Origin of the sequence: Streptomyces sp. NPDC001828 (genome assembly GCF_042892175.1) — a bacterium.
Lineage (GTDB): Bacteria > Actinomycetota > Actinomycetes > Streptomycetales > Streptomycetaceae > Streptomyces.
On record NZ_JBIATV010000014.1, the window covers coordinates 228,801 to 242,422 of the forward strand.

Genomic DNA, 13,622 nt, shown 5'->3' on the forward strand with positions numbered 1-13,622 from the left:
CCTCGGTCAGTCGGCAGCGGTGGCGGGCGCGGGGACCTCGGGGGTCACGCCGGCCACGCACTCGTCAGGTTGGTCCCCAGGAGGCTGCCGCTCGCGGAGTTCCACGATGGCCGCCTCGAAGTCGTCGAGGGTGTCGAAGGCCCGGTACACGGACGCGAAGCGCAGGTACGCGACGAGGTCGAGCTCCTGCAACGGGCCGAGTATGGCAAGGCCCACGTCGTGGGTGGTCAGCTCGGCGCTTCCGGTGGCGCGCACCGCCTCCTCGACCCGCTGGCCGAGCTTGGCGAGGGCGTCTTCGGTGACCGGCCGCCCCTGGCACGCCTTGCGGACGCCGGAGATGACCTTGGTGCGGCTGAAGGGCTCGGTCACGCCGGATCGCTTGATGACCATCAGCGAGGCCGTCTCCACCGTCGTGAAGCGACGGGAGCAGTCGGGGCACTGGCGGCGCCGGCGGATCGACGTGCCGTCGTCGGTCGTACGACTGTCGACGACACGGCTGTCGGGGTGCCTGCAGAAGGGGCAGTGCATGGTTCCCAACCCTCCTTCACAGCACGACTGAATAGCCCCACCAGGCCTGGAAACTGCCCGGGAAGCGACCACAAGCATAGGTGATGGCCAGGGTCTTGAAGGACCAGGGACCACAACTTCTGGGTGGCTGCACCAATCCAACCACTAGATCTAGGGTTTTGCCGCTTATCCGGCCCTACCGCGTGTCGCCAGCCCCCGACCTCGGGCCCGGCGCTTTCCGGCCGCCGAGGACCTTACGGGAAGCGCGTCGCAGCACCCGATCGCGGGGTGCCGGATGACAGACTGTGCCGCGTGGCGCCGTCGTCGCACGCGACACGCGGCGGCCGCCGCAACGGTCCCCGAGAGGCCGGTCGCCCCGCGTCCGCCTCAGCGGTGAAGGGTACCGTAATGGACCGAATTGCCGTTCGACGGGCCCCTCATCGGGACTCGCACATACACCCACCCTCAGGGCCGCGTAGCGCGTTCTGCGATTTTTCACTCGAACGTGTGTTTGGCGCAACCTTTCGAAAGCTACTACCGTTGTCCAGCTAGGGAGACCAATTCGAGAGGGGCCGACGTGACCACCACCGCAGACAGTGCCACCATCACTGCCCAGGACCGCTCCCAGACCCGACTTGAGCCGGTGCATGCCATGAACGACGCAGTCTCGAACCAGGGGGCGGACGCCACACGGCCCGCCCGCTCCCTGCCAGGCCGGCCCCCAGGGATCAGGGCGGACAGCTCCGGCCTCACCGACCGGCAGCGGCGGGTCATCGAGGTCATCCGGGACTCCGTGCAGCGCCGTGGCTACCCGCCGTCGATGCGGGAGATCGGTCAGGCGGTCGGCCTCTCCAGCACCTCGTCCGTCGCCCACCAGCTGATGGCCCTGGAGCGCAAGGGCTTCCTGCGGCGCGACCCGCACCGGCCCCGCGCCTACGAGGTGCGCGGCTCCGACCAGCCGAGCAGCCAGCCCACCGACACCGCAGGCAAGCCCGCCGCGTCCTATGTGCCGCTGGTCGGCCGGATCGCCGCCGGTGGCCCGATCCTCGCCGAGGAGTCGGTCGAGGACGTCTTCCCCCTCCCCCGCCAGCTCGTCGGCGACGGCGAACTGTTCGTCCTGAAGGTCGTCGGCGACTCGATGATCGAAGCCGCGATCTGTGACGGCGACTGGGTCACGGTCCGCCGTCAGCCCGTCGCCGAGAACGGCGACATCGTCGCCGCGATGCTCGACGGCGAGGCCACCGTCAAGCGCTTCAAGCGCGAGGACAACCACATCTGGCTGCTCCCGCACAACGCCGCCTACCAGCCGATTCCCGGCGACGAAGCGACCATCCTGGGCAAGGTCGTGGCGGTGCTCCGGCGGGTCTGACCCCTCCGCCGGCTCTGAACCGGGCCCCGGGACCTCCTGCGCCGGTCCCGGGGCCCTGCTGTGTCCCAGAGGCGCCCCGCAGGCGCAGCCCCTCCCCGGAGGAAGGAGCGGCGCCAGGGCTGACCGGGCCCGCTGACCGGGCCCTACTTGCCGTCCGCCTTGGCGGCCGCGTCGATGGCGGCCAGCGAGCGGCGCGCCTGATTGCGGTCCGTGGTGTACCAGAAATCGGGCAGCGAGGCCCGCAGATAGCTGCCGTAGCGGGCGTTGGCCAGACGGGGATCCAGCACCGCGACCACCCCCCGGTCCCCGGTCGCCCGGACGAGGCGGCCCGCCCCCTGCGCCATGAGCAGCGCGGCGTGCGTGGCCGCCACGGCCATGAAGCCGTTGCCGCCGCCCTCCTCGACCGCCTTCTGCCGGGCGCTCATCAGCGGGTCGTCCGGGCGCGGGAAGGGGATCCGGTCCATGACCACCAGCTGGCAGCTCGGCCCCGGCACATCGACGCCCTGCCACAGGGACAGCGTGCCGAACAGACAGGTCTTCGGATCGGCGGCGAAGGCCTTGATCAGCTCGCCGAGCGTCTCCTCGCCCTGCAACAGGATGGGGTTGTCGAGGCGGCCCCGCAGCTCCTCGGCGGCGGCCTGGGCCGCACGCATCGAGGAGAACAGGCCGAGCGTGCGGCCGCCGGCCGCCTCCACCAGCTCGGCCAGCTCGTCCATCATGTCGCCGCGCGAACCCTCGCGGCCCGGGGTGGCCAGGTGCTTCGCGACGTACAGGATGCCCTGCTTGGGGTAGTCGAACGGCGAGCCGACGTCCAGGCCCTTCCAGCGCGGGACGTCCTCGCCCTCGGTGCCCTCCGGGGAGAGGCCGAGGGAGGCGCCCACCCCGTTGAAGTCCCCGCCCAGCTTGAGGGTGGCCGAGGTCAGCACGACCGAGCGGTCCGTGAACAGCTTCTCCCTGAGCAGGCCCGACACCGAGAGCGGGGCGACCCGCAGGGAAGCGCCGAAGCGGTCGTGGCGCTCGTACCAGACGACGTCCCACTCGGAGCCGTTGGTGATGCGCTCGGCCACGCCGTGCACCGTCTCCAGCATGGCGAGGGCCTGCTTGCGTACGGCGTCCTCGTCCTGGACGGACTTGTCGCGGGTACCGCCGAGCGCCGAGACGACCTCACGGGCGGCGTCGCGCAGCGCCATCAGCGCATAGCCGAGATCCTCCGGGACCTCCTCCAGACGGCCGGGCAGAGCCAGCTCCATGACCCGCTCGAAGCCCTCGGCGGCGGTCTGGAGCCCGTCGGCCACCTTCTCGTTGACCAGCTTGGCGCTGCGCCGCACCGCCCGGTTGACCTGGCCGGGGGTGAGCTCGCCGGTGGCGACGCCGGTGACCCGCGAGACCAGCTCGTGGGCCTCGTCGACGATCAGCACCTCGTGCTGCGGAAGCACCGGGGCGCCCTCGATCGCGTCGATGGCGAGCAGCGCGTGATTGGTGACGACGACATCGGAGAGCTTGGCGCGCTCGCGGGCCATCTCCGCGAAGCACTCCGCCCCGTACGCGCACTTCGAGGCGCCCAGGCACTCGCGCGACGACACCGAGACCTGGCTCCACGCCTTGTCCGAGACGCCCGGCGTCAAGGCGTCCCGGTCGCCGGTCTCCGTCTCGTCCGCCCAGTCCCGCATCCTGATCAGGTCCTGGCCCAGCTTGCTGGTGGGCGCGGCGGACTCGAACTGGTCGAAGAGCCCCTCGTCCTCGTCCTGCGGCGCACCCTCATGGAGGCGGTGCAGGCACAGATAGTTGGAGCGGCCCTTGAGCATGGCGAACTGGGGGCGGCGCCGCAGCAGCGGATGCAGTGCCTCCACCGTGCGCGGCAGGTCGCGCTCCACGAGCTGGCGCTGGAGCGCGAGCGTCGCCGTCGCGATCACGACGCGCTCCCCGTGTGCCAGGGCCGGCACCAGATAGCCGAGGGACTTTCCGGTGCCCGTCCCGGCCTGGACCAGCAGGTGGGAGCTGTCGTCGACGGCGTCGGCGACAGCCGTGGCCATGGTGACCTGGCCAGGCCGCTCCACGCCGCCGACGGTGGTGACGGCGGCGTGCAGGAGCTCGGGGAGTGAAGGCTTCGTCATAGCCGGACCAGCCTAAGGCTCGCCACTGACAATCCGATCACTCCGCAGGTGCGAGGGGGTTCGCCACGGTGCCGTGGACGGTGGCGTGCGGCCGCTCGGGCCGGTCCCGGTAGCCGTCGGTGTGCAGCCGGTTCCGGTTCAGGCACAGCCGGTCGATCCGGGGTGTGAGCAGGTCGAACGTCTCGTAGCGCTCCTTCTCGTCGGGGAAGCGCGCCTGGTGGCGCAGGATCTCCTCGCGCACCAGCGCCCAGAAGTCGGCCTCGGGAACGCCCAGTTGGTCCTCGCACAGCGGGGCCAGGAACCGGAAGACGCCCACGAAGAGCCCCGAGTGGATGAACTGGGTGAGGAAGGAGGGCTCCTCGGTGAGCAGGACCGCGCGCACGTCGTCGGGCATCGAGTCGTGCTCGGGAAGGTGCTCGGCGCTCACGTTGATGTCGTCGACGAAGTCCTTGATCGCGAGCCGTACGGGCACGTCCCGGTCGTCGAAGACGACGATGGCGTTCTCCCCGTGCGGCGAGAACACGGTCCCGTACCGGTAGAGGAAGCGCAGCAGCGGCGGCAGCAGGGCGTTGAAGAGCCGCCGCAGCCACACCTCGGGCGCCAGACCCGAGCGGGCGACGAGCTCGGCCGTGAAGGCGCGGCCCTCGGGGTCGGTGTGAAGGAGTGCGGCGAGGGTGCGGGCCCGCTCGCCCGGCGCGAGCCGCGGCGGCAGCGGCTCGCGCCAGATCGCCCCCAGCAACTCCTTGTACTGGTAAGGGACTTCGGCTACGCGGTCGTAGACCGGGTGCTCCACGGCCACCGAGGCGACCTCGCCGAGCAGGATCACCCGGCATTCGTCCCGCAGGAAGGCGTCCCGCTCGCACAGTCCCCGCACCCAGGCCGTGACGGCGGGCGCGGCCACGGTGCGCTCGGTCGGCAGGCCGCGCCAGACCAGGGTGTTGAGGATGGACAGCGGCAGTTTCACGGTGTGCCGCTCGGGCCGCGACAGGTTGAGGAAGGTGCGGATGGACTGCTGCGGCAGGCGTACGTCGCCGTCGCTCGGCAGCGGCACGATCGCCTGGCCGGCGACGGCCGGGGCGAAGAGCGGCAGGATCATTTCCGTCCACTGCCAGGGGTGGATCGGCAGGTACAGGTACGCCGCCGGGTCCAGGCCCCGGGCCCGCAGCGCGGCGGCGAACGCCTCGCGGACGGGGGCGTCGAGTTCGCGCGCGTAGAGCAGGTCCGGCGTCGCGAGCGAGGCGACGCCCCGGTAGCCGGCGAGGTCCGTGCGGACGGCGATCCAGGGCAGTGCGGCCGGGGTGCGGGCCTCCGGGCTCCAGCGCGCGGCGTCGTCGGCGGAGAAGCCGAGCCGCCCCTTGTTGAGCACGAGCCAGGGGTGCCCGGTCTGGTGGCCCTCCAGCTCCGCGTAGCCCAGATCGGCGAGCTGGGACGCGGACAGCGCGGTGGAGTGCAGCCGGGTGTCCGCGGCGAGGGTGGCGGTGAGTTCCCGTACGAGGTGGCCGAAGGTGGCGCCGTCGACGCCGAGGGTCCGGCGGGCGAGCGCGAGGAACCGGATGGGATCGCCGAAGGGCTCGGGAGACGGGAGGGGGTGGCCGGGCGTGCGGGGCCGGTCTCCTGCCGGGGCGGGGCTCGGGGCGGCTTGCCCGGCCCGCCCGGCCGGCTCATCCTGCCCAGCCCCCTCGGTCCGCTCGGTCCGCTCGGTCCGCTCGGTCCGCTCGGTCCGCCGTACCGAATCCGGGTCCACCTGCCAGCCGCCGTAGGCGCCGCGCCGCGCGAGGAACGTCAGCGTGCTGCCGTCGTCCAGGGTGAACCCGTACTGACCTGCACTTTCCCCGGCCGGACCGGCATTGTCAGTGGCGGGTTCTACCGTGGGTCGCACGATCTCCTCGTACGCGAAGGCGCCGATCATCTTCGCGAGGAGGAGGCGTCCCGCTCGGTCCCAGGCCTCGCGGTTCAGCTCGGGCGGGGCCAGCAGCCCGGGCGGGACTTCGGAGTCGAGGAGGCCGCGGGAGTCATGGGGGGAAGCAGGGTTCGGCACGAAGACTCCTCGGGGTGGAACCGATTCGGGGCTGGGGGTGTATGCGGAGCGGCGGGGCGTTCACAGCAGGTTCCTGAGCGCGCGGTCGCGGACCATCAGGGCGGCTCGCTTGTCGGGCAGGTCGACTTCCGCGTGGAAGCGGAAGCCGGCGCTGAGGAACGCGGAGACGGAGGGGGTGTTGCGCAGATCGGGTTCGGCGATCACGCGGGGGCAGTGCGGACGGTTGTCGAGGATCAGGTCGGCGACGGCCCTGAGCAGGGTGGTGCCGACGCCCCGGCCACGGTCGGCGACGCCGCCGATGAGCAGATGGATACCGGTGTCGTGCGGGCGGGCCGGATAGTACCGGGCCAGCGGGTCCAGGTCCGCGCGGTAGATCTCCCAGTAGCTCATGGGGGTTCCGTCGAGGACACCGAGGCACGGCACGCTGCGGCCGTCGCCGTCCAGCTGGTCGCGCAGATGGGCGGCGGTGACGGATTCGGGTCCCGCCAGGTCCCAGAAGGCGGCCACGGCGGGGTCGTTCATCCACTGGGAGAGGAGGGCGAGATCGCGATCGGGACGTACGGGTACGAGGTCGAACGCGCCGAGCGAGGTGCGGGCGGGGGCCCAGTCACGGGGTGAGTCCAGGAGGTCCGCTGCCGCGGGGTGGGCCGGCCGGAGGGCGCCGAGCAACCCCGGCACCGGCCCTCCTCCCGGCACGGGGCTCGGCCCCGGCAGGGGCTCCGGCTCGGACCCCGGCAGGGGCAGGGGCGCAGGGCCCAGGTTCGACGAGGGCGCGGGCGCAGCGCCCCGGCTCAGCGAGGGGACGGGTCCCGGCAACCGCTCGGACCCTGGCAACGGCTCAAGTCCCGGCAACCGGCCGGGCCCCGGCAACGTCTCGGACCCCCGCGCCACACCGGCGCCCGGTGCCACACCGGCGCCGGTATCGCCTCCGGTGTCTGCATCGGTATCGGCTTCGGGAGCCGGGTGGTCGGTCCCGCCCGGGCCGGGGTGTGGTGCGGCGTGCGATGCGGCTGCCCTGGCCGTGGAGGCCCAGGCGGAGCCGGCCTCCGTCGGCAGCCCCGCGACGGTCCGCGAGTCCGGGCCCGCGACCGGGGCGGGGCCGGCGGGCGGGGCCGGGTCGTCGCGCGGCTCGGCGGTCTTGCCGTCGAGGAGCGCGACCAGTTCGTCGGGCAGCTCCAGGTCCAGGGTGTCGTCGGCCGCCTCCCCCGGTAGGGGGCCGGGGCCTGCGCCGGCGTCGGTGCTCGCATCGGTGGGGGGCACGGCGACGCTCCTCTCAGCAGTGCGTACGGGTCAAGTGCCGTTGGTGTGAAGGGGGTTGGTGATGGTGACGTAGACGGACTGGGTGTCGACCGGGCCGACGAGTTCGTCGAGGCCGTGCAGCCGGGTCAGCAGGTTGGCCTTGCAGCGCAGGGTCGCGCTGTCCAGGAGCTGGGCGGGCAGGGGCGAGCCGAGGCCGATGGCCTTGGTGAGGAACTGGCGCAGGGCGGCGAGCAGGACGCGCTCGTCGGCGAGGTGCTGCGCGCCGAAGGCCCCGATGAGGCCGAGGATGTTGTTGATGCCGAGGTAGTAGGCGAAGCGTTCGTCGGTGACGGCGTCGGGGACGAAGGTGTCGCTGGTGGCGCCGATCCCCGGAAGACGGCGTTCCAGGGCCTCGCGGTGCGACTCGCGGAAGTAGTAGCCCTGGTTGTCGCGGTAGCGGCCGCCGACGGGCCAGCCGTCGGGGTCGAGCAGGACGAGGGTGTTCTGCTGGTGCGCCTCCAGGGCGATGCCCGCCGTGCCGTCCAGCCAGAGCAGCGGGCGTACGACCTGGTCGAGGTAGCGCAGGAACCACTCGGCGCAGACGGCCGTGGTGGGCCGGCCGGTGCGGGCGGCGAGGCGGCCCACCACCTCGGCGAGCCGCGAGTGCATCCCGGTGCGGCCCGGCATGGGGCGCGGCGCGGTCAGGGCGGCGACACAGACGGCGTCGTCGCCGGGCGCGAAGGGGTTGTGGCGCACCACCACGTCGAGCCCCGGCAGCGGCTCGCCGTCCGGGGTGTCGACGGCGAGCCAGGCGGGGTCGCGGACGATGTCGAAGCAGGGGTGGGCGGACTGCCACTGTTCGCCGAGCCCGGCCCGCAGCAGCCGGTGGACCTCCACGCCCCGGTGGAGTTCCTTGCGGAGGTTCTCGCGGCGGGAGTTGGTGATGCGGACGCCGAGCGACAGCTTCAGCATGGCGTCGGCGCCGGGGCGGTGGACCGTGCGGACGGAGGACGTGGGGTGCCAGTGCTCGCCGTGCGGGCCGAGGTCGCGCAGGAGTCCGGCATCGAGCAGGGCGGCGACGGCGGGGCGCTGGACGAGGTCGCGGGCCTGCCAGGGGTGCAGGGGCAACGGGACCGCGCCGGGCGGGAGTGGGAGGCCGTCGGCGAACCGGAGGGCCAGCCGGGCGGCGCTCACCGTGCGGCCGCCCTCGGTCCAGGCGGAGTCGGAGGCGAGGACGGCGGGGTCGACCGCCATCCAGTGCAGCGGGAAGGAGCCGTACAACTCGGGCGAGTAGCGGCGCACTTCGGTCTCGGACAGGCCTTCGCGGCTCTTCGGGGTGGGGTGCAGGGGGTGGCCGAGGAGGAGGGACTGTTCGGCGGTGAGGAAGAGGTCGGCGGTGTCGCGCGGGCCGGGGCGGGTGCGCCGGTCGGCGATGAAGTCGGCGGTGCGGCGCACCGAGTCGGCGACGCGTCCCACCAGGTCGGCGCTCTCGCTCAGGCCGGCCTCGCGGCCGAGCAGGGCGGCGACGGTGACGGCGTCGGCGGGCGGGGCGCCGGCCGGGCCGCCGTGCAGGGCGGGCCGGGCGAACCGGTGCCAGCCGGTGGGCGACCAGTACGGCACGGGCACGAGCAGGGCGGTGCCGCTGGCGGGCAGCGCGATGCGCAGGAGCGGGCCGTCGGGCGCGGGCAGGTCGTTCTCGCGCACCCAGCAGCGCAGCAGGTTCTCGACGGCGGCCGCTTCGGCGGCGGCCTCGGGGTCGGCGGCGTCGAGCGGGTCGGGTCCGGTGCGGGCGGTCAGTCGTTCGCCGTGGATCCCGGCCTTCTGGCGCGGCACCGTCGTCGACTCGGCCACGAGCGGGCCGCGGGGGGCGCCGAGGGGGCCTTCGCCCTCGTGCGCATCGGGTGCGGGGGTGGGATTCACGGCGGTCTTCCTTGGGAGCTCGTGGGGTGGTCCTGGATCAGTGGGACGGTCCGGTCTCGGCGCGGTGGTGTGCGCCGGCCCCCGCGTCGGCCCCCGGGTGCGGGGTGCGGGTGGCGGCGGCCACCGCGTCGGCGAGCCGGTCGAGGACGGCCACGGCCTGTTCGTCGGTGAGGGTGAGCGGCGGCAGCAGCCGTACGACGCTGGAGTGCCGGCCGCCGAGCTCGACGATGAGCCCGCGCCGCAGGCACTCCTGCTGGACGACGGCGGCGAGGGCGGGTGCGGGCGGCGGCGGGTTGCCGTAGGTGAGGTCCTCGCGCTCGGGGTCGACGAGTTCGACGCCGATCATCAGGCCCCGCCCCCGTACGTCGCCGATGCAGGGGTGGTCGGCGGCGAGCCCCTGCAACTGGCCGAGCATGCGCGCCCCGAGGACGGCCGCCCGTTCGGCGAGCCGGTTCTCTCGGACGTACGCCAGCGTGGCGGCGCCCGCCGCCATGGCGAGCTGGTTGCCGCGGAACGTCCCCGCGTGCGCGCCCGGCTTCCACACGTCGAGGCTGTCGCGGTACACGATCACGGCGAGCGGCAGCGAGCCGCCGATGGCCTTGGACAGGACCATCACATCGGGCACCACGCCGCTGTGCTCGACGGCCCAGAACGTGCCGGTGCGGCCGACGCCCGTCTGCACCTCGTCGGCGATCAGCGGGATGGCGCGGCTCGTGGTGATCTCCCGCATCCGGCGCAGCCAGCCGTCGGGCGCCGGGTTCACGCCGCCCTCCCCCTGTACCGGTTCGACGATCATTCCGGCCGGGGCGGGGACGCCGCCCTTGGGGTCGTCGAGGAGGTTCTCGGTCCAGCGGGCGGCGATCTCGGCCCCCCGGTCGCCGCCGACTCCGTACGGGCAGCGGTAGTTGTGCGGGTAGGGCAGCCGGGTCACCTGGACGTCGCGGGCGCCGCCGGAGACGGCGAGGGCGCCCGCGGTCATGCCGTGGTAGGCGCCGGTGAAGGCCAGCATGCCGGTGCGGCCGGTGGCGGTGCGCACCAGTTTCAGGGCGGCTTCCACCGCGTCCGTGCCGGCCGGTCCGCAGAACTGGATCCGCCCGTGTTCTGCGAGTTCGCGCGGCAGGGTGGCGAAGAGCTCGGTGGTGAAGGCGTCCTTGACCGGCGTCGCCAGGTCGAGGACGTGCAGCGGCGCCCCCGAGTCGAGGACCTCGCGGATCGCTTCGAGCACCACGGGGTGGTTGTGGCCGAGCGCCAGTGTCCCGGCGCCCGAGAGGCAGTCGAGATAGCGCCGCCCGTCCGCGCCCTCGATGGTCAGCCCCCGCGCCCGCACGGGCACGATCGGCAGCGAACGCGCATAGGTGCGGGCCGCCGACTCCCTCAGGGACTGCCTGCGCAGGATGCCCTCGGGCGCGCCGGGCAGCGCGGTCATTGCTGGTTCGGTCACGGCCACGACTGCTGGTCCTCCCGCTGTGACGGTTCCGTATCGCGTCCGTTGCGCGGCTCGTACTCCCGCGCTGAACGCTGTGCTGATGTCCCCCGTACGTACCAACGACGCCGGCACCGCCGGATCACGGGCCGACCGGAAGTTCCTTGCCCCGAAGCAAGGTTCGCCTTACCCGGGCGGCCGGACGGCCCGGCGGTCGCGGCGGCCGGACGGTCCGGACGACCCCGGCGGTGCTCGCGGGACGGAACCGCGGACCTGCCGCCGGCCGTCCCCACCGGCACCGGCATAGTGGGGGCCGCCGCGGCACCGGTCCTCGGAGCCGCGGTTCATGAGTTTTACGAGTTCAGAAGACGAAGACAGACGAAGACGCTGTGAAGACGAAGTTCCAGGGGGAATTCGACATGCGACCCATACGCCCGTCCAGCGCCGAGCGCGCGGGGAGGGGAACGCGCCGGAGGGTCTCGCCCGCGCTCGCGGCCCTCGGTCTGACGGCCGCGCTCGCGCTGACCGCCACCGCCTGCGGTCCCGGCGACTCGGAGGCCGACAGCAAGCCGTCGGCCTCGGCGACCGCGAGCGGAACCGGCCAACTCCAGATCCCGCCGGACGTGTTGGACCAGCTCAAGAAGCACGGGATCGACCTGGACAAGTGGAAGAACGGCGAGTGGAAGAACTGGGACAGGGCCACCTGGCTGCGTGAGGCCAAGGACTATGTGAACCCGATCATCCAGGGCCTGTGGGACCCGGACCGGATGCGCAAGGCGGACAAGCCCCCCGAGAAGGCCGTCCCCAATGACATCTCCGGCGACAAGGGCATCACCGACCCGGTGCCGGCGCCCGTGAAGGCCGCCGCGGTGAAGGCTCCGTACCACCAGAACCTGCCGGAGCTGGGCAAGCTGTTCTTCGACAGCCCCGAGGGTTCGATGGTGTGCTCGGCGACGGTCGTCAAGGACCCGGCGCACCCCGGCAAGTCCAACATGGTGTGGACCGCGGGCCACTGTGTGCACGCGGGCGCCAAGGGCGGCTGGTACCGCAACATCGCCTTCGTCCCCTCGTACAACAACTCCAGCCTGCCGACGGCCCAGTTGGAGAAGGCCACCAAGCAGCAGATCGCCCCGTACGGCGTCTACTGGGCCGACTGGGCGCAGACCTCGCAGCAGTGGATCGAGGGCGGCGGCCCGACCGGCGGCCAGGGCGCTCCGTACGACTTCGCGGTGCTGCACATGACGCCGGAGAAGGGCTCGAACGGCAAGTCCCTCGAGGAGACCGTCGGCGGGGCGCTCCCGGTGGACTTCAACGCCCCGGCCGTGCCGAAGATCAGCTCCATGTCGGCCAACGGCTTCCCGGCGGCGCCGCCGTACGACGGTCAGAAGCTGTTCCAGTGCAAGGACAAGCCGGGCCGGCTCTCGCTCGCCGCGAGCCTGCCGACCATGTACCGGATCGGCTGCACGATGACCGGCGGTTCCTCCGGCGGCGGCTGGATCGCCACGGGCTCCGACGGCAAGCCCTCGCTCGTGTCCAACACCTCGATCGGCCCGGTCACCGCGGGCTGGCTGGCCGGCCCGCGCCTGGGCAAGGAGGCCAAGGGTGTCTACGACTCGGTGAGCACCAAGTACGCCGGGCGGTAGCCGCTTTGCGGGGGTCCTGTGAACGCCGGGACCCCCGTTCGTACCCCTCGTGCCGAGCAGGCATAGTGGGGGCCGCGGTGGGCGGCCCGGAACCGGTCCGCCCACCGCCATGACAAGTACATGGCAGAACCTGTCCCGTCGGGGCAGGCACATCAGGGGGAATCGTTTCATGCGATCCATACGTCCGCTGCTTGCCGTCTCCGGCCTGGCCGCGGCTCTCGCACTGACCGCCACCGCGTGCGGCCCGGGCGGGGACGGCGCGGACAGCAAGCCGTCCGCCTCCGACTCCGCCCAGGCCGGCGGCAGTTCCACCGGACCTTCCGACCTGGCCGACACCCTCAAGAAGCACGGGGTCGACCTGGACAAGTACAAGAAGGGCGGCTGGCAGAACTGGGACAAGGACACCTGGCTGCGCGAGGCCAAGGACTTCGTCAACCCGGTGATCGACGGCCTGTGGAAGCCCGACCGGATGAAGTCCGCCAAGGACCCGCAGAAGACCATGGCGGCCGGTGACACCAGCGGCGGCACGGGCATCTCCGACCCCGAGCCCGCGCCCGTCCGGGCCGTCCAGGAGAAGCTGCCCTACCACAACTACGCGGCCCCGGTCGGCAAGGTGTTCTTCGACTCCCCCGAGGGCCCCATGGTCTGCTCGGGCACCGTCGTGAAGGACCCCGCCCACCCCGGCAGGTCCAACATGGTGTGGACCGCCGGCCACTGCGTCCACCAGGGCGGCTCCGGCGGCTGGTACCGCAACATCGCCTTCGTCCCCTCGTACAACGACCAGGGCAAGTCGGCGGCCGCGCTCAACAACGCGCGCCCGCAGCAGATCGCGCCCTACGGCGTCTTCTGGGCCGACTGGGCCTCCACGTCCGGCGAGTGGATCAAGGACGGCGGCCCGACCGGCGGCACCGGCGCCCCCTACGACTACGCGGTGCTCCACGTGAAGCCGGAGAACGGCACCAAGTCCCTGGAGGAGACCGTCGGCAACGCGCTGACCGTCAACTTCTCCGCCCCCAAGGCCCACTCCGTCGCCTCCATGGGCGCCTGGGGCTACCCGGCCGCGCCCCCGTACGACGGCCTGCAGATGTTCAAGTGCGTCGACCGCCCCGGCCAGCTGTCCATCAGCCCCGGCACACCCGCGATGTACCGCATCGGCTGCACCATGACCGGCGGCTCCTCCGGCGGCGGCTGGTTCATGAACGGCCCCGACGGCAAGGCCCAGCTGGTCTCCAACACCTCGATCGGCCCGGTCACCTCGGGCTGGCTGGCCGGCCCCCAGCTCGGCGCCGGCGCGAAGGCCCTCTTCGACTCGATGAGCGCGAAGTACGGCGGCCGGTGACACCCCGCCGCGGGTAACCGCACACGCCGT

At 72.7% G+C, this 13,622-nt stretch carries 9 protein-coding genes; 3 read left to right on the forward strand and 6 right to left on the reverse strand.

Features of this window, described 5'->3' with window-relative positions:
* Window positions 1-6 precede the first annotated feature (6 nt).
* Window positions 7-528: a transcriptional regulator NrdR gene (gene nrdR, locus ACFYZA_RS32510; protein WP_388494284.1), complete on the reverse strand. Its 522-nt coding sequence runs from the start codon at window positions 526-528 to the stop codon at window positions 7-9.
* A gap of 556 nt (window positions 529-1,084) precedes the next feature.
* On the opposite strand from nrdR, the gene lexA reads away from it, so the two are divergent.
* Window positions 1,085-1,876, forward strand: a complete 792-nt coding sequence (gene lexA / locus ACFYZA_RS32515) for a transcriptional repressor LexA (RefSeq protein ID WP_382593142.1) — start codon at window positions 1,085-1,087, stop codon at window positions 1,874-1,876.
* A gap of 143 nt (window positions 1,877-2,019) precedes the next feature.
* Here the strand turns inward: lexA and ACFYZA_RS32520 are convergent, their stop codons facing one another.
* From ACFYZA_RS32520 to ACFYZA_RS32540, 5 genes are all read right to left on the reverse strand, one after another.
* Entirely contained in the window at window positions 2,020-3,990 is a 1,971-nt protein-coding gene (locus ACFYZA_RS32520; protein ID WP_388494285.1) for an ATP-dependent DNA helicase, read from the reverse strand.
* 37 nt (window positions 3,991-4,027) lie between these two features.
* A complete protein-coding gene (locus tag ACFYZA_RS32525; RefSeq protein ID WP_388494286.1) occupies window positions 4,028-6,028 on the reverse strand; it encodes an IucA/IucC family protein in 2,001 nt (666 codons plus the stop codon).
* 60 nt (window positions 6,029-6,088) lie between these two features.
* Entirely contained in the window at window positions 6,089-6,772 is a 684-nt protein-coding gene (locus tag ACFYZA_RS32530; RefSeq protein ID WP_388494315.1) for a GNAT family N-acetyltransferase, read from the reverse strand.
* A gap of 546 nt (window positions 6,773-7,318) precedes the next feature.
* Complete coding sequence (locus tag ACFYZA_RS32535; protein WP_382593151.1) at window positions 7,319-9,187, reverse strand: IucA/IucC family protein; 1,869 nt, start codon at window positions 9,185-9,187, stop codon at window positions 7,319-7,321.
* Window positions 9,188-9,224: 37 nt separating this feature from the next.
* Window positions 9,225-10,634: a diaminobutyrate--2-oxoglutarate transaminase family protein gene (locus ACFYZA_RS32540; RefSeq protein WP_388494287.1), complete on the reverse strand. Its 1,410-nt coding sequence runs from the start codon at window positions 10,632-10,634 to the stop codon at window positions 9,225-9,227.
* 395 nt (window positions 10,635-11,029) lie between these two features.
* Between ACFYZA_RS32540 and ACFYZA_RS32545 the strand changes: the two genes are divergently transcribed.
* Window positions 11,030-12,253, forward strand: a complete 1,224-nt coding sequence (locus ACFYZA_RS32545) for a trypsin-like serine peptidase (protein ID WP_388494288.1) — start codon at window positions 11,030-11,032, stop codon at window positions 12,251-12,253.
* A gap of 169 nt (window positions 12,254-12,422) precedes the next feature.
* Window positions 12,423-13,592: a trypsin-like serine peptidase gene (locus ACFYZA_RS32550; RefSeq protein WP_382593160.1), complete on the forward strand. Its 1,170-nt coding sequence runs from the start codon at window positions 12,423-12,425 to the stop codon at window positions 13,590-13,592.
* Window positions 13,593-13,622 lie beyond the last annotated feature (30 nt).